The following is a 15710-nucleotide window of genomic DNA, read 5'->3' as shown; positions in this document are numbered from 1 at the left end:
GCGATGGGGCTGTGGCTCGGCACATCTCCGTTGATCCTGGCCTCGCAGAGCAGCGCGCGTAAAATGCTGCTGGCCAATGCCGGGCTGGAGTTCAGGGCTGTTACCGCCGATATCGACGAACGCGGTATTCAAGCCGCCTCGGAGCTTTCAAATCCGTGCGAGATCGCTCTGTTGCTCGCGCGCGAAAAGGCCAAGGCGGTCTGCGCCCGTCATCCCGGCAGCTACGTGATCGGCGCCGATCAGACCCTGGCTCTTGGCAACCGCCTCTTCAACAAGCCCGCCGGCCGCGACCAGGCATTGGCGCAATTGCGCGACCTCGCCGGCAACAGCCATGAGCTGAATTCCGCGATCGCTATGGCGCATGACGGCAAGATTGTTTTCGAAGAAGTCTCGATTGCCCGCATGACCATGCGTGCGATGACCGAGGCGGAGCTGTCGGCCTATCTCGACGCTGCCGGCGACGCCGTCACGACCAGCGTCGGCGCCTATCAGCTCGAGGGGCTGGGCGTCCATCTGTTCGAGCGCATCGAGGGCGACCATTTCACCATTCTCGGCCTGCCGCTGTTGCCGCTGCTTGCGTTTCTGCGGCGTGAGCGGCTAGTTGCGGTGTGACTGACGGAGATGGCTGCGCGCTGATGCGGATACTGGGACTGACCGGCTCGATCGGGATGGGAAAATCCACCACCGCGAAACTGTTCGCGGAGGCCGGTGTGCCCGTCTACGATGCCGATGCCGCGGTGCATCAGCTCTATAAGGGCGAAGCAGCGCCCGCGATCGAGGCTGCCTTTCCCGGTACCACCGTGAACGGCAAGGTTGACCGGTCAAAGCTGTCGGCGCGCGTCGTGCATGATCCCGCGGCGATCAAGCAGCTCGAGCAGATCGTGCATCCGATGCTCGGCGCCTCCCGGCAAAAATTCTTCGCCGAGGCCGAGGCGGCCAAGGCGCCGGTCGTGGTGCTCGACATCCCGCTGCTGTTCGAGACCGGCGGCGAGAAGCGGGTCGACGCCGTGGTCGTGGTGTCGACCTCGCCGGAACTCCAGCGCGAGCGGGTGCTGGCGCGGGGCACGATGGACGAAGCCAAACTCGATGCCATCATCGCCAAACAGACGCCGGACGCCGAGAAGCGCAAGCGGGCCGATTTCGTGGTGGATACCTCGCACGGACTTGAGCCGGTGCGGGCGCAAATCGCGCAGATCCTGGCCGAGGTCGTTAAGATGCCGCAGCGGCGAATCTGATTCGCCGCCTCATAACGGCTCTCACGATACTGATCTCAAGACACTGATCTCAAGACATGCGCGAAATCGTCCTCGACACCGAAACCACCGGCCTCGATCCGCTTCGCGGCGATCGCCTGGTCGAAATCGGCTGCGTCGAGATCCTCAACCGCATGCCGACGGGCCAGACCTATCACGTCTATATCAATCCTGAGCGGGACATGCCGGCGGAAGCCTTCGCGGTGCACGGGCTGTCGGCCGAATTCCTGTCGACCAAGCCACTATTCCACGAGGTCGTCGATGGGTTTCTGGAGTTCATCGGCGACGACCCGCTGGTGATCCACAACGCCTCGTTCGATATCAGCTTCATCAATGCCGAGCTCGACCGGATCAAGCGCGCAGCGATCCCGCGGGAGCGGCTGGTCGATACCCTGCTGCTGGCACGGCGCAAGCATCCGGGCGTGTCGAACCGGCTCGACGATCTCTGCTCGCGCTATGCGATCGACAATTCGCACCGCACCAAGCACGGCGCGCTGCTGGACGCCGAGCTGCTGGCCGAGGTCTATGTCGACCTGGTCGGAGCCCGGCAGTCGCAGCTGCTTCTGGCGTCGGAGAGGGAAGAGATTCGCGTCAACGCGGCGGGCGATACGCCGCGGCGGCAGCGCCTGGTGCCGCTCGCGCCGCGGGTTTCGGATGCCGAGAGAGAGGCCCATCGGGCCTTCATCGCAACGATGGGTGAAAAGGCGATCTGGAACGAGTATCTCGCCGCTCCAGTCGCCCCTCCGGCCGGTTCAGCTTGATTTAGGCCTGGCCGGTCTGGCCACCGCCCTGGGCGGCCATTTGCCGCTCCATGTTCTGGCGATAGAGACCGACGAAGTCGACCGGATCCAGCATCAGGGGCGGGAACCCGCCGTCGCGCACCGCGGTCGCGATGATCTCGCGCGCGAACGGGAAGAGCAGGCGCGGGCACTCGATCATGACCAGCGGATGCAGATTCTCCTTCGGCACGTTGGCGATGCGGAACACGCCGGCATAGGCGAGCTCGAACGAGAACATGATCTTGCCCGCAGTGTCGGCCTTGCCCTCGACCGACAGCGTCACCTCGAATTCCTGCTCGCTGAGATTGTTGGCGCTGACGTTGATCTGGATGTTGATCTGGGGCGGCTGGCTCTGCTGCTGGAGCGAGCCCGGCGCGTTCGGATTTTCGAACGACAGGTCCTTGGTATATTGCGCCAGCACGTTGAGCTGGGGAGCCTGGGCCGCCTCGGGAGGGGTGCCGTTACCGTTGGTCATGAGAGTCTCTCCTTACCCGATTGGGGCTGAATTTCGCGGCGGTTGGCTAACATAGGGCCGCCTCGTTCCACAAGGACGAACGGTCCCGGGGGCGGGGATTCGGTCCGCGCCGACACCTTTGACGGTCACCCTGCCTTTTCCGTAAAATTGCGCCTTAAACGATTGAAGATACGCGATTTCCGGGCAGGATCGGGTTTCCCCTTAAGCATAAAACGCGCTACACTCGGTGCTGTGCCAAAAGGCGCCATTGGCCCGGCAAGATTTCGTGCCTACATCCCAAGGACCTGATGTGGACCTAAATTGGCGATGTAGACTTGCCGTTCCCGTAGGGAACGGTCTACTGGCCGGATTGATTTTCCCGGCGACGACCCCGAAAGCGAAGACCCAGAGCAAAGACCAGAAAGCGAATCTGACGTGGACATCTACACCATTATCTTCCTGGCGCTGGCGGTCTTCATCTTTCTGCGGCTGCGCAGCGTGCTCGGGCAGCGAACCGGCAACGAACGGCCGCCGTTCGATCGGACCGCGGCCCGCAATGCGCTGGGGGGTGCCCAGGACAACAACGTCGTGACCATGCCGGGCAAGGTGATCGACCAGGCACCTCTGGCGCCGTCGGCCGACCCGACCCCGCCCTCCGACCGCTGGAAGGACCTGGCCGAGCCCGGCACCACGCTGGCGCAGGGCCTGGATGCCATCGTCGACAAGGATTCCACGTTCGACCCGCGTCATTTCATCTCGGGTGCCCGCGGCGCCTACGAGATGATCGTGCTGGCCTTTGCCAATGGCGACCGCCGCGCGCTGCGCGACCTGCTGTCGTCGGAGGTCTACGAAAGCTTCGACGCCGCGATCAAGGAGCGCGAGAAGAACGAGCAGAAGACCGAGACCCGCTTCGTCTCGATCGACAAGGCCGAGCTCGTCGGCGCCGAGCTGCGTGACCGTACCGCCCAGCTCACGATCCGTTTCGTCTCGCAGATGATCTCGGCCACCCGCGACAAGGCCGGCAACATCGTCGACGGCAGCGCCGATACGGTCGCCGACATCACCGACATCTGGACTTTCGCCCGCGACGTTACCTCTCGCGATCCGAACTGGAAGCTGGTTGGCACCGGAAGCGCGAATTAAGATCTTTCTGAAGACCAGCGCGACCGCGCTTTGCGCAGGCGCCGTCGCGCTGTCATCGTTTTCGCTCGGCGCCGAGGCGGCGCGGCGCCACTATCGCAACCATCACCATCATCATCCGCCGCAATTGCCTGCCGCTCCGGTGCGGGCCTTGCCCTACCCGCAGCTCCCCCTGCCGTTCGACATTCCCGGCGCGCAATATTTGCCGCTCTCCTGGGCTGACGTGAAGGGCTGGGGCGATGACAATCACCTCGCCGCTTACAAGACATTCCGTGCCAGCTGCCGCTCGATCAACGCGCAGAACGGCGCGGCTGAACCCAAGGCGCTCGGCGGTTCGCTGAACGAGCCTTGCCGGGTCGCCAGATCGCTCGAGATCGGCGACGACGCCAAGGCCAAAACCTTCTTCGAGGAGAACTTCGCGCCGCTGCGGATTTCGCGCCTTGGCGAACCCGATGGTTTCGTCACCGGCTATTATGAGCCGGTGCTGGAGGGATCGCGCACTCAGACCGACGTCTACAACGTTCCGGTCTACCGCCGTCCCTCGAATCTGTTCGTGCGCGGCTACAAGCAGGATTCGTTGAGCCTGCCCAACAAGGGTCCGGTCTACCGCAAGATCGGCCGCCGCAAGCTGGTGCCCTATTACGACCGCGGCGAGATCGAGGACGGCAAGATCGCCGGCCGCGGGCTGGAGATCGCCTGGCTGAAGGACCCGACCGATCTGTTGTTCGCGCAGATCCAGGGCTCGGCGCGGATCAAGTTCGACGACGGCAGCACGGTCCGGCTGAATTACGATGCCTATAACGGCTATCCCTACACCGCCGTCGGACGCATCCTGATCGAGCGCGGCATCATTCCGAAGGAAGAGATGTCGATGCAGAAGATCAGGGAATGGATGGCGCAGAATCCTGACGGCGCTAAGGAGCTGCGCCGTGCGAACCGCGCCTATATCTTCTTCCGCGAGGTCAACCTCTCCGACAAGGAGGAGGCGGTGGGCGCGCAAGGCATTCCGCTGACGGCGGGACGTTCGATCGCGGTCGACAAGTCGCTGCATGTCTATGGCACGCCGTTCTTCATCGAGGGCGAGCTGCCGATCGAATCCGAGCGCGCAAAGACGCCGTTCCATCGGCTGATGATCGCGCAGGACACCGGGTCGGCCATCATCGGCCCCGCGCGCGCCGATCTGTTTTTCGGCGCCGGCCAGGAGGCGGGCCGGGTCTCCGGGCGGCTGCGCCATCCCATGCATTTTGTCATGCTGGTGCCGAAGGGCCTCGATCCCTCGGTTCGCGCCGCGCGCCTGCCGGTGCCCGATCCGCGTCCCTCGGAGAAGATCGCAAAGCTGTTTCCGCAAACCGATCCGGGCAAGGGGACCGCGAAGCCGGCCGCTGTCGCCGGCGCAATGGATAACAAGAGCGAAACGGTTGCCATCGCAGGTCCTGTCCCGCTGCCGGTGCCGCGCCCGGCGATTGAGCCTGCCTCGGAGCCGCAGCGGCCCGTGAAGAAACGTCCCCCTCGACAGCAATGAAGCGATCGCCCCGTCCGCCCGTGCTCGAGCCTCGCCCCTCGCCCCTCGCCGCGCCGCCGCGCGCTGAGCGAGGAGGAGCGCGCGCTGTGGGATACGGTCGCCAAGCAGGTCAAGCCGCTGCGGAAGCAGCGCGCGGCGAAAGCGCATGCCGCTCCGCGCACCGAGCCTTTGCCCGCAGCATCTGTCTCGCGGCCTGCGTCATCGCCACGGCCGATTGCCGCCGCGCCGGCGCCGCGTGCCGCGAAAGCGGCCGTCCCGCCCTTGGCGCCGCTCGGCAAGCGCGAGCGCACAAAATTGTCGCGCGGCCGCAGTGAGATCGAGGCGCGGCTCGATCTGCACGGCATGACGCAGACGCGCGCCCATCGCGCGCTGACCGGCTTTCTGCACCGCGCCCATCACGACGGCCTGACCTTCGTGCTCGTCATCACCGGCAAGGGCCGCAGCGGCGGCGAAAGCGGCGTGCTGCGGCGCCAGGTGCCGGAATGGCTGAGCCTGCCGGAATTCCGCGCCTTCATCGTCGGCTTCGAGACGGCGCATATCGGCCACGGCGGCGAGGGCGCGCTGTATGTGCGGATCAGGCGGGCGAGAGTTTAGCAGTCCCGACGTGTGCGGTCTCTCTTGCCTCTCCCGCTTGCGGGAGAGGCCGACGCGCCCGGGCGATGCGAAGCATCGTCCCGCGCGGCGGGTGAGGGTTCTCTCCTCTTGGGGAATCCCTATGCGGAGAGAGCCCTCTCCCCAACCCTCTCCCGCAAGCGGGAGAGGGAGCGCACCGTCTAGAACGGCCGGATGATGCCGACGCGCGGGATCAGCGTGAGGACCAAGCCGAAGATATTCGTCTTCTGATCTTTCGCCGGAATCAACTCCGTCTCGCGTGCCGCCGGCAGCATCTTCACGGCGTGCAGGATCAGGAACATGCAGACCGCCCAGTTCGAGATCCAGCGCGAATAGTCGAACACCATCGCGAACATCACGAGGTAGCCGAGGCTGACGCCGGCCAGCGCCGCGATCACCAGGCGGCGGTGCATCTCGCTGGCAAGCGCCCCGATCAGCTTGGCAAAATAGCGCCACAGCGGCGTGTGCAGCCAGATCAGCAGCGCGAACACGGGCACGCCGAGGATGTTGTGCGGCAGGCGGCCCCAGGTGTCCGAAATCTCCTTCGCCAGCGGCTGATACCAGATATAGGCGAATTGCAGGAGGTCGTTTCGGGACGGATCGGCCATGCGCGTTTTCAAATAGGCGACGAAATCCGCTTCCGGGATCGGCATCGTTCCCCAAAATTGCGCGGCAAGGAACAGCGCGGAGACGATGAACAAGGCAACGATGCCGAAGGCGACATTGCTGCGATCGAGCCCGTAAGCGAGATAATGCCTGACCAAGACGATGGTGAAGATCGTCGGCACATACATCAGCAGATGAATGTGGTGGATCAGCACGAGGATGACCGCGAACAGCGCTGCCGTGGCGACGAACAGCAGCGAGCGCGCCGGCATCAGCAGCAGGACGAGCGCCAGCGCACAGCCGTAGATGTCGAAATGGCCGAGCGTGTGCATGAAGTTCTTCAGGAAGAACGGCGATCCCGCCATGAAGACGAACAGCGGCAGCGTCCTCGCGGTGAAGCCGAACGTTTTCTGAAAGAGTCTTGAGAACAGCGCTGATGTCACCAGCCATGTCACGCCGCCGAGCGCAAAGATCAGCCAGACCGGCACCTTGTCCGTGACCAGCGCGACGATGGCTCCGATCAGCGCGCGCTTGATGAAGCCGAAATGGTAGTCGACCAGGAGGTGGATGTAGGGGACGTAGGGCGGCAGCTGGATCTTGTGAACGAACACGCCGACGATGACCGCCGCGTTGATCGCGAGCAGCAGCCGCCAGGGATTTTGCCAGATGTTAGCGGGCACGTGGCACCCGCCGCGCGCCAAACTCCGCTGTCGTCCCGGGCAAGCCACCGGGTCCGCGCAAAGCGCGGCCCGATGACAGGCTCCGCGCGACCCGGGACCCATAACCACAGAAGGTCGTGTGTGCCGGGATCGGAGCCGCCATCTGTTCTAACAAGGACCGCTTGTGGTTGGGTCCCGCGTTCGCGGGGACGACGCCGGAATGAATAGCGCGGGCCTGGCGATTTACAAAATGAACCGGCTCAGATCCGCGTTCTTGGCGAGGTCGCCGACGTGCTTCTGCACGAAATCGGCGTCGACCTTGACGGTCTCGCCGCTGCGGTCGGGGGCGGTGAAGGAGATCTCGTCCAGCACCCGCTCCATCACGGTTTGCAGCCGCCGCGCGCCGATGTTCTCGACGGTGGAATTGACGGCAACCGCGACATCGGCGAGCGCATCGATGGCGCTGTCGGTGATGTCGAGCGTCACGCCCTCGGTCTGCATCAAGGCGATATATTGCTTGATCAGGGAGGCCTCGGGCTCGGTCAGGATGCGGCGCATGTCGTCGCGGGTCAGCGCCTGCAATTCGACGCGGATCGGCAGCCGGCCCTGCAATTCCGGCAGCAGGTCGGACGGTTTTGCGACGTGGAAGGCGCCGGAGGCGATGAACAGGACGTGGTCGGTCTTCACCGCGCCGTGCTTGGTCGAGACCGTGGTGCCCTCGATCAGGGGCAAGAGATCGCGCTGCACGCCCTCGCGCGAGACGTCGCCGCCGACGCGGCCGTCACGGGCGCAGATCTTGTCGATCTCGTCGAGGAATACGATGCCGTTGTTCTCGACCGCGCTGATCGCCTCCAGCGTCAGCTGCTCGGTGTCCAGCAGCTTGTCGGATTCTTCGTTGACGAGGATCTCGTGCGAGCTCTCGACCGTCAGCCGCCGCGTCTTGCTGCGGCCGCCGAGCTTGCCGAAGATGTCGCCGAGCGAGATCGCGCCCATCTGCGCGCCCGGCATGCCGGGGATCTCGAACATCGGCATGCCGCCGCCTGAGGACTGCGTCTCGATCTCGATTTCCTTGTCGTTGAGCTCGCCGGCGCGCAGCTTCTTGCGAAAGGATTCGCGCGTCGTGGACGAGGCATTGGGGCCGACCAGCGCGTCGAGCACGCGCTCCTCGGCGGCGAGCTGGGCACGCGCCTGCACGTCCTTGCGCTTCTTCTCGCGGACCTGGGCGATCGCGACCTCGACGAGATCGCGCACGATCTGCTCGACGTCCCGGCCGACATAGCCGACCTCGGTGAACTTGGTCGCTTCCACCTTCAGGAACGGTGCGTTCGCGAGTTTTGCCAATCGCCGCGCGATCTCGGTCTTTCCGACGCCGGTCGGGCCGATCATCAGAATGTTTTTCGGCAGCACCTCCTCGCGCAAGGAGCCGGACAGCTGTTGCCGCCGCCAGCGGTTGCGCAGCGCGATCGAGACGGCGCGCTTGGCATCGGCTTGGCCGACGATGAAACGGTCGAGTTCGGAAACGATTTCACGCGGAGAGAAGTCTGTCATGGGACCTTAGCTAGGGTCAGTTGCGGGGTAGGACAAGCCGCTTTTTTCGACCGTCAGATGATCGGCGGGCCGGATTGCCATTGCTTCACGGCCTCGATCGGATGGATCAGCATCAGGATGTTGAGCGTCAGATTGTCGCGAATGTGAAGCGCCAGCATGATCTCGAAGGCGAGCCCGAGCAGGACGGTCGCAGTGACAGGCAGCGCTCGCGCGGCGAGGAACCCGAGCACCATGGCCAGATTGTCGGAGACCGAGTTGACGATGCTGTCGCCGAAATAATCCAGCGAGATCGTGCCGGCGCGGTAGCGCTCGATGATGAAGGGCGAGTTCTCGACGATCTCCCAGGCGCCTTCGATCAGCATGGCGACGATCAGCCGTGCCGGCCAGGAGAGGGGCAGGAACGGCAGGCGCGCGAACAGCAGCCAGGTCAGGCCGTAGAACAGGAAGCCGTGCAGAACGTGCGAGAAAGTGTACCAGTCGGCGATGTGCTGGGAGTTCTCCGAACTGTTCACCACGCCGTGCCACAGCTTGACATAGCCGCAGGTGCAGATCGGCACACGGCCCATCGCAAGCAGGATCGCGGCTTGCAGCGCCAGCAGCAGCAGCGCGATGCCGGCCCAGGCGAGCGGCGGAAACGAGACCTTGCTCTCGCGCGCGTGGACCAGCGTCATGGTTCACGCACCATCAGCAGCGCGGGCCCATCCGGCGTCTCCACCACGCGGTCGCGGACGAAACCGGCCTTCTCATAGGCACGCAAGGCGCGGGCGTTGAGCGGATCGGGATCGGTGACCATGCGCGGCAGGCCGCTGCGAAACTGCTCATCGACAAACTGGCGGATGAAGGCCGAGCCGTGACCGCGTCCGATCATGTCGCTTTCGCCGATGAACTGGTCGATCCCACGCGTGCCCTCCGGTTGCGGCCCAAAGCCCGTATTCCAGGCGGTGAGGCGGTAGCACTGAAGATAGCCCAGGGGCTGCTGGCCGGCCAACACGATGAACTGGTCCATGGCCGGTTCATCGAGATCGCCGCTGACGAGCGCAAACTGCTCGTCCGGATCGCCCCACCAGTCCCGCACATGGGCCTCGCCCAGCCATCGCCGGATCAGCGGCAGGTGGGCGGCGGTCATGGGATGGAAGGTGTAGGTGGTGGTCATAGCTTGAGCCGAAGGCGAATTGAGTTCGGCCGATGACGGGGCTCTCTCCGTTCCCTCCCCCCTTGTGGGGGAGGGGCAGGGAGGGGGGTGCCCCACGGGGATTCTTTCCGTGGCGCGACCGCACTTGGTGCATCATCAACAACCGATACCTTTTGCTGGGCTACCCCCCTCCCCAGCCCTCCCCCACAAGGGGGGAGGGAGCGCACCTGCGTCGGAGCGACGGCTGAGCTCATGTCCAACAAGCCTACCCCGTCGCCAGGCTCTCGATGGTCAAGCTGCGGTTGGTGTAGACGCAGATATCGGCGGCGATGTCCATGGAGCGGCGGACGATGGTCTCGGCGTCCTTGTCGGTGTCGAGCAGGGCCCGTGCCGCCGCCAGCGCGTAATTGCCGCCGGAGCCGATCGCCATCACGCCGGCCTCGGGCTCCAGCACGTCGCCGGTGCCTGTCAGCACCAGGGAGACGTCCTTGTCGGCCACGATCATCATGGCCTCCAGCCGCCGCAAATAGCGGTCGGTGCGCCAGTCCTTGGCCAGCTCCACCGCGGCCCGGGTCAGCTGCCCCGGATATTGCTCGAGCTTGGCCTCCAGCCGCTCGAACAGGGTGAAGGCGTCGGCGGTTGCGCCGGCAAAGCCGCCGATCACGTCGCCCTTGCCGAGCTTTCGCACCTTCTTGGCGTTGGACTTGATCACGGTCTGGCCGATCGAAACCTGGCCGTCGCCGCCAACCACCACCCTGCCGCCCTTGCGGACCGTCAAGATCGTGGTGCCGTGCCAGCCAGGGGAGCTGTTCTGGGAATCCTGCATGAATGATCCTCGTTGTCCGCTTGATTTAGGCGGTCGCGGACAAGGGGACAACCTGGGCACAACGGGCCGTTCCGGGCCGAATTTCGCTCACCATAGGCAGAAGTAGAGGCCCGGCCGGCCGTTCCCGCAGTAGCGAAGGTGTCATTTGGCTGTTAAGAGACTGGCGTTTTCGGCCCCGAGCATGATCCCGGAAAAGCGGGTACCGGTTTTCCGAGCAGGATCATGCTCAAATAGAAGCGAAAGCCTTCAATGCGCACCGCGACGATCAAGCGCAAGACCAAGGAAACCGAGATCGAGGTCTCCGTGAACCTCGATGGCACCGGCGTGGCCAATATCGCGACCGGCATCGGCTTTTTCGACCATATGCTCGATCTCCTCGCCCGCCATTCCCGCATCGACCTCACGGTCAGGGCGGTGGGCGATCTGCACATTGATTATCACCATACCACCGAAGACACCGGCATCGCGCTCGGCCAGGCGGTCAAGCAGGCGCTCGGCAACATGGCGGGCATCACCCGCTATGCCGGCGTGCACATGCCCATGGACGAGACGCTGTCGCGCGTGGTCATCGACATTTCGGGCCGCCCGTTCCTGGTGTTCAAGGCCGACTTCCCCCGCGACAAGATCGGCGAGTTCGACACCGAGCTGGTGCGCGAGTGGTTCCAGGCCTTTGCCATCAACGCCGGCGTGACTCTGCACGTCGAGACCCTATATGGCGATAACAGCCATCATATCGCCGAGTCTTGCTTCAAGGGTCTGGCGCGGGCGCTGCGCACGGCGGTCGCGATCGATCCGAAAGCGGCGGGCGAGATCCCGTCCACCAAGGGCTCGCTCGGCGGCTGACGTCTCTCCCCGGCGGCACGCGCCGCCTGCGGTATCACTGACTTGCTAGGAACGGGGCATCACCATGCCTGTCTACACAGTTCATGCGCCCTCCCCTGCCGGAGCCGATCTGCGCGCGACCGACAAGTTCGTGTTCGTGCGCGACGGTTTCCATTTCTGGGCGATGATCTTGGGACCGTTCTGGCTGCTGTGGCATCGGCTGTGGCTGGCGCTGATCGGCTATCTGATCTTCGTCGCCGCGTTCAATGCGGGGCTGTCGAGCCTCGGTATCGGACGTGCTTCGATCTTCTTCGCCGATGTCATCGTCGCGCTGCTGATGGGTCTGGAGGCCTCGAGCCTGCGGCGCTGGACGCTGTCGCGCGGCAAATGGCGCCAGCTCGACGTGGTGGTCGGCGACGACGAGGACACCGCCGAGCGCCGCTTTTTCGAGCGCTGGAGCCAGAAGCAGCACGGCATCGTCAACGATCAATGGGCCGTCGATCGCGGCGGTCCGCCGCCGACCCGCAATGTGCCGGGCCAGCAATTCTCGAATCCGCCGCCGATTCCGGCCGGCGGCATCATCGGGTTGTTTCCAGAACCGGGAGGGTCAAGATGAGCGTCGCCATCATCGATTACGGTTCCGGCAATCTGCATTCCGCCGCAAAGGCTTTCGAGCGCGCCGCGCGCAGCCTGGACAACCCGCAAAAAGTCTTCGTTACCAGCGATCCCGACCAGGCTTACGAGGCTGATCGTCTGGTGCTGCCGGGCGTCGGCGCGTTCGCCGATTGCCGGCGCGGGCTCGATGCCGTCAACGGCATGGTCGAGGCGATCACGGAAGCGGTGCGCGTCAAGGCGCGGCCGTTCTTCGGCATCTGTGTCGGCATGCAGCTGATGGCGAGCCGCGGCAAGGAGCACGTCATCACCGAGGGCCTGAACTGGATCGGCGGCGACGTCGAGAAGATCACGCCGCGCGACGAGAGCCTGAAGATCCCGCACATGGGCTGGAATACGCTCGACCTGCTGCAGGAGCATCCGGTGCTGAACAAGCTGCCGCTCGGCCCGAAGGGCCAGCACGCTTATTTCGTGCACTCCTATCACCTCAATGCGGCCAACGAGGCCGACGTGCTCGCGCGCGCCGATTACGGCGGGCCCGTCACCGCGATCGTGGGCAAGGACACCGCCATCGGCACGCAATTTCACCCCGAGAAGAGCCAGCGCTTCGGCCTGGCCCTGATCTCGAACTTCTTGCGATGGAAACCGTGATGGCCGCTTCGCTCTCTCTTGTCACCTCCCCCCTTGTGGGGGAGGTCGAACGCGCAGCGTTCGGGAGGGGGGTAAGCCCCGACGGCGGTGCCCGCGGCTACCCCTCTCCCCAACCCTCCCCCACAAGGGGGGAGGGAGCGCACCGTGTGCGCGGAAAAATCCTGGCTCAATCATGATTCTGTTTCCCGCGATCGACCTCAAGAACGGCCAGTGCGTGCGCCTCGAGCAAGGCGACATGGCGCGCGCGACCGTGTTCAACCTCAATCCGGCGGCGCAGGCGCAGAGCTTCGTCGAGCAGGGCTTTGAGTATCTCCACGTCGTCGATCTCGATGGCGCCTTTGCCGGCAAACCGGTCAATGCCGAGGCCGTCGAGGCGATGCTGAAGACGATCAGGATTCCGGTGCAGCTCGGCGGCGGCATTCGCGATCTCAAGACCGTCGAAGCCTGGCTCGACAAGGGCATCACCCGCGTCATCATCGGCACGGCGGCGGTGCGTGATCCCGAGCTGGTGAAATCCGCCGCCAAGAAATTCCCCGGCCGCGTCGCGGTCGGGTTAGATGCCCGCGACGGCAAGGTCGCGGTCGAAGGCTGGGCCGAGACCTCGCAAGTGACCGTGCTGGAGATCGCAAGGCGGTTCGAGGATGCTGGCGTCGCCGCCATCATCTTCACCGACATCGCGCGCGACGGCCTGCTCAAGGGCCTGAATCTGGACGCGACCATTGCGCTCGCGGACGCCATCTCGATTCCAGTGATCGCCTCCGGCGGACTCGCCTCGATCGAGGACGTCAAGGCGATGCTCACGCCGCGTGCGAACAAGCTCGCCGGCGCGATCGCCGGACGTGCGCTCTATGACGGCCGCCTCGATCCCGCGGCCGCCCTCACTTTGATCCGCGACGCGCGCAGGAGCTGACACATGTTCAAGGTGCGCGTGATCCCCTGCCTCGACGTCAAGGACGGCCGCGTCGTCAAGGGCGTCAACTTCGTCGATCTCAGGGATGCCGGCGACCCCGTCGAGGCTGCGATCGCCTATGATGCGGCCGGCGCCGACGAGCTCACCTTCCTCGACATCACGGCGACCCATGAGAACCGCGGCATCATGCTGGACGTGGTCCGGCGCACGGCGGAGGCCTGCTTCATGCCTGTGACCGTCGGCGGCGGCGTGCGTGAGGTCAACGACATCAAGACGCTGCTGCGCGCCGGTGCCGACAAGGTCTCGATCAACAGCGCCGCCGTGGCGCGGCGCGAGTTCGTCAAGGAAGCTGCCGAAAAATTCGGCGAGCAGTGCGTGGTGGTCGCGATCGACGCCAAGCGCGTCAAGCGCCCCGGCGGCGACCGCTGGGAGATCTTCACCCATGGCGGGCGCAACTCGACCGGCATCGATGCCATCGAGTATGCCCAGGAAGTGGTCGCGCTCGGTGCCGGTGAAATCCTGCTCACCTCGATGGATCGTGACGGCACCAGGCAGGGGTTCGACATTCCGCTGACCCGGGCGATCGCCGACAGTATTCCCGTTCCCGTGATCGCCTCGGGCGGCGTCGGCAATCTCGACCATCTCGTCGACGGTATTCGCGACGGGCACGCCACGGCCGTGTTGGCGGCCTCGATCTTCCATTTCGGGGAATTCACCATCCGTGAAGCCAAGGAGCATATGGCGCGGCGCGGGCTGCCGATGCGCCTCGATGCCTGACGACTCCTGCTTGCAAAAATGCTACACAAGCCGGTGGGCGACGGCCTCTGTGGCCCCATGTGTTTCCGAGTAAATCCGATGCCGCGTTTCACGATTCATGATCTGGCCGAGACCATCGACGTCCGCGCGGCGGAAGGCGGCGAGGCGTCCTATACCCGCAAGCTGCTCGACAAGGGCGCCGAGCATTGCGCCAAGAAGTTCGGTGAAGAGGCAATCGAAACCGTAATCGCAGCAGTCGAAAACGATCGCGCGCATATGATCGCTGAAAGTGCCGACCTGCTCTATCATTTCCTTGTGCTTCTGAAGGCACGCGGCATAAAGCTGGAGGAGGTCGAGGCGGCGCTGGGTGAGCGCACTTCGATGTCAGGGTTGGAAGAAAAGGCGTCGCGCAAGCGCGATTGATCGAGGCAACGGAAAGGCGGCGTCATGGATATCCGCGCACCCGAGCAGCAGTATAATCCCTACCGGGTCTATACGCGCGAAGAATGGGCGCGCCTGCGTGACGACACGCCGATGACGCTGGAGCCGGGCGAGTTCGACCGGCTGCGTTCGCTGCACGATCGCCTCGACTTGCAGGAAGTCGAGGACATTTACCTGCCGCTGTCGCGCCTGCTCTCGATCTACGTCGATGCGATGCAGCGCCTGTATTACGCCGAGCGCCAGTTCCTCAACATCCGCGACCGCAAGGTGCCCTACATCATCGGCGTCGCCGGATCGGTCGCCGTCGGGAAATCCACCACGGCCCGCGTGCTCCAGGCCCTGCTGGCGCGCTGGTCGCCGCGCCCGAAGGTCGAGCTGATCACCACCGACGGGTTTCTCTATCCGAACGCCGTGCTCGATCGGCAGGGCATCATGCAGAAGAAGGGTTTCCCTGAGAGCTACGACCTTCCGCTCCTGCTCAGCTTCCTCTCCGATATCAAGTCCGGTCGCGGTCATGTGCGTGCGCCGGTCTATTCGCATCTGACCTACGACATCGTGCCGAACCAGTGGGCCGAGGTCGATCAGCCCGACATCCTGATCGTCGAGGGCGTCAACGTGCTGCAGACCGGCAAGCTGCCGCGCGACGGCAAGGCGGTGCCTGTGGTCTCCGACTTCTTCGACTTCTCGGTCTATATCGACGCCGACGAGGCGGCGCTGCGGCAATGGTACATCAAGCGCTTCCTGGCGCTCCGCGACACCGCGTTCACCAACCCGAAATCCTACTTCAACCGCTACGCGCTGCTGTCGGACGAGGAAGCCACCGCCACCGCCATCGCGATCTGGGAACGCACCAACCTCGCCAATCTCGAGGACAACATCCTGCCGACCCGGCCCCGCGCGACGCTGATCCTCAAGAAGGGCGCCGACCATACGGTGGAGAGCGTGGCGTTGCGACGGCTGTAATCGCGCCGGTTGACGAGCTCCTGG

At 64.6% G+C, this 15710-nt stretch carries 19 protein-coding genes; 13 read left to right on the top strand and 6 right to left on the bottom strand.

What is annotated here, in order from left to right:
* Window positions 1-3: 3 nt before the first annotated feature.
* Genes E4K64_RS23895 through dnaQ form a run of 3 tightly spaced genes read left to right on the top strand, consistent with a single transcriptional unit; the run spans window position 4 to window position 2014 of the window.
* Window positions 4-612, top strand: coding sequence for a Maf family nucleotide pyrophosphatase (locus E4K64_RS23895; RefSeq protein ID WP_135165697.1), 609 nt, complete (start codon window positions 4-6; stop codon window positions 610-612).
* Window positions 613-635: 23 nt separating this feature from the next.
* Window positions 636-1235, top strand: coding sequence for a dephospho-CoA kinase (gene coaE / locus E4K64_RS23890; protein ID WP_135165696.1), 600 nt, complete (start codon window positions 636-638; stop codon window positions 1233-1235).
* Window positions 1236-1291: 56 nt separating this feature from the next.
* Window positions 1292-2014, top strand: coding sequence for a DNA polymerase III subunit epsilon (gene dnaQ / locus E4K64_RS23885; protein ID WP_135165695.1), 723 nt, complete (start codon window positions 1292-1294; stop codon window positions 2012-2014).
* A 1-nt stretch (window position 2015) separates the two neighbouring features.
* On the opposite strand, the gene secB is transcribed toward dnaQ, so the two are convergent.
* Window positions 2016-2507, bottom strand: a complete 492-nt coding sequence (secB, locus tag E4K64_RS23880) for a protein-export chaperone SecB (RefSeq protein ID WP_028133448.1) — start codon at window positions 2505-2507, stop codon at window positions 2016-2018.
* Between the two features lie 414 nt (window positions 2508-2921).
* Between secB and E4K64_RS23875 the strand changes: the two genes are divergently transcribed.
* The 3 genes from E4K64_RS23875 (at window position 2922) to E4K64_RS23865 (ending at window position 5742) form a co-directional block, all read left to right on the top strand.
* Window positions 2922-3629, top strand: coding sequence for a Tim44/TimA family putative adaptor protein (locus E4K64_RS23875; protein WP_135165694.1), 708 nt, complete (start codon window positions 2922-2924; stop codon window positions 3627-3629).
* Window positions 3607-5148 carry a murein transglycosylase A gene (mltA, locus tag E4K64_RS23870; protein WP_167772221.1) on the top strand — a complete coding sequence of 514 codons (1542 nt, stop codon included), beginning with the start codon at window positions 3607-3609 and terminating at the stop codon, window positions 5146-5148. The genes E4K64_RS23875 and mltA overlap by 23 nt, the downstream gene beginning before the upstream one ends.
* A 63-nt stretch (window positions 5149-5211) precedes the next feature.
* A complete protein-coding gene (locus E4K64_RS23865; protein WP_135165693.1) occupies window positions 5212-5742 on the top strand; it encodes a Smr/MutS family protein in 531 nt (176 codons plus the stop codon).
* Between the two features lie 179 nt (window positions 5743-5921).
* Here the strand turns inward: E4K64_RS23865 and E4K64_RS23860 are convergent, their stop codons facing one another.
* The 5 genes from E4K64_RS23860 to hslV form a co-directional block, all read right to left on the bottom strand.
* On the bottom strand, window positions 5922-7046 hold the full coding sequence (locus tag E4K64_RS23860) for a hypothetical protein (RefSeq protein ID WP_135165692.1): 1125 nt from the start codon (window positions 7044-7046) through the stop codon (window positions 5922-5924).
* 222 nt (window positions 7047-7268) lie between these two features.
* On the bottom strand, window positions 7269-8573 hold the full coding sequence (gene hslU / locus E4K64_RS23855; RefSeq protein WP_135165691.1) for an ATP-dependent protease ATPase subunit HslU: 1305 nt from the start codon (window positions 8571-8573) through the stop codon (window positions 7269-7271).
* 53 nt (window positions 8574-8626) lie between these two features.
* Entirely contained in the window at window positions 8627-9244 is a 618-nt protein-coding gene (locus tag E4K64_RS23850) for a DUF2585 domain-containing protein (protein WP_135165690.1), read from the bottom strand.
* Window positions 9241-9726 carry a GNAT family N-acetyltransferase gene (locus E4K64_RS23845; RefSeq protein WP_135165689.1) on the bottom strand — a complete coding sequence of 162 codons (486 nt, stop codon included), beginning with the start codon at window positions 9724-9726 and terminating at the stop codon, window positions 9241-9243. Before E4K64_RS23845 ends, E4K64_RS23850 begins: the two co-directional genes overlap by 4 nt.
* Window positions 9727-9970: 244 nt before the next feature.
* A complete protein-coding gene (gene hslV / locus E4K64_RS23840; protein WP_126256883.1) occupies window positions 9971-10531 on the bottom strand; it encodes an ATP-dependent protease subunit HslV in 561 nt (186 codons plus the stop codon).
* Between the two features lie 249 nt (window positions 10532-10780).
* Here hslV and hisB point away from each other — a divergent pair, with 249 nt between their 5' ends.
* The 7 genes from hisB (at window position 10781) to coaA (ending at window position 15686) form a co-directional block, all read left to right on the top strand.
* Window positions 10781-11374, top strand: coding sequence for an imidazoleglycerol-phosphate dehydratase HisB (hisB, locus tag E4K64_RS23835; RefSeq protein WP_135165688.1), 594 nt, complete (start codon window positions 10781-10783; stop codon window positions 11372-11374).
* A gap of 64 nt (window positions 11375-11438) precedes the next feature.
* Window positions 11439-11969 carry a DUF2628 domain-containing protein gene (locus E4K64_RS23830; RefSeq protein WP_135165687.1) on the top strand — a complete coding sequence of 177 codons (531 nt, stop codon included), beginning with the start codon at window positions 11439-11441 and terminating at the stop codon, window positions 11967-11969.
* The gene (gene hisH, locus E4K64_RS23825; protein WP_135165686.1) at window positions 11966-12616 is read left to right on the top strand and encodes an imidazole glycerol phosphate synthase subunit HisH; all 651 of its coding nucleotides are present in this window, start codon (window positions 11966-11968) and stop codon (window positions 12614-12616) included. Before E4K64_RS23830 ends, hisH begins: the two co-directional genes overlap by 4 nt.
* A 172-nt stretch (window positions 12617-12788) precedes the next feature.
* Window positions 12789-13526 carry a 1-(5-phosphoribosyl)-5-[(5-phosphoribosylamino)methylideneamino]imidazole-4-carboxamide isomerase gene (gene hisA, locus E4K64_RS23820; protein WP_135165685.1) on the top strand — a complete coding sequence of 246 codons (738 nt, stop codon included), beginning with the start codon at window positions 12789-12791 and terminating at the stop codon, window positions 13524-13526.
* 3 nt (window positions 13527-13529) lie between these two features.
* Window positions 13530-14303, top strand: coding sequence for an imidazole glycerol phosphate synthase subunit HisF (gene hisF / locus E4K64_RS23815; protein ID WP_131870592.1), 774 nt, complete (start codon window positions 13530-13532; stop codon window positions 14301-14303).
* A gap of 78 nt (window positions 14304-14381) precedes the next feature.
* On the top strand, window positions 14382-14705 hold the full coding sequence (locus tag E4K64_RS23810) for a phosphoribosyl-ATP diphosphatase (protein ID WP_135165684.1): 324 nt from the start codon (window positions 14382-14384) through the stop codon (window positions 14703-14705).
* Window positions 14706-14729: 24 nt separating this feature from the next.
* Window positions 14730-15686, top strand: coding sequence for a type I pantothenate kinase (gene coaA / locus E4K64_RS23805; protein WP_126256889.1), 957 nt, complete (start codon window positions 14730-14732; stop codon window positions 15684-15686).
* The last annotated feature ends 24 nt before the right edge of the window (window positions 15687-15710 follow it).

It is taken from the genome of Bradyrhizobium frederickii (genome assembly GCF_004570865.1).
GTDB classification, from domain to species: domain Bacteria; phylum Pseudomonadota; class Alphaproteobacteria; order Rhizobiales; family Xanthobacteraceae; genus Bradyrhizobium; species Bradyrhizobium frederickii.
The sequence above is the reverse complement of the archived record's forward strand: the minus strand, read 5'-3'. Positions and strand labels throughout refer to the sequence as shown.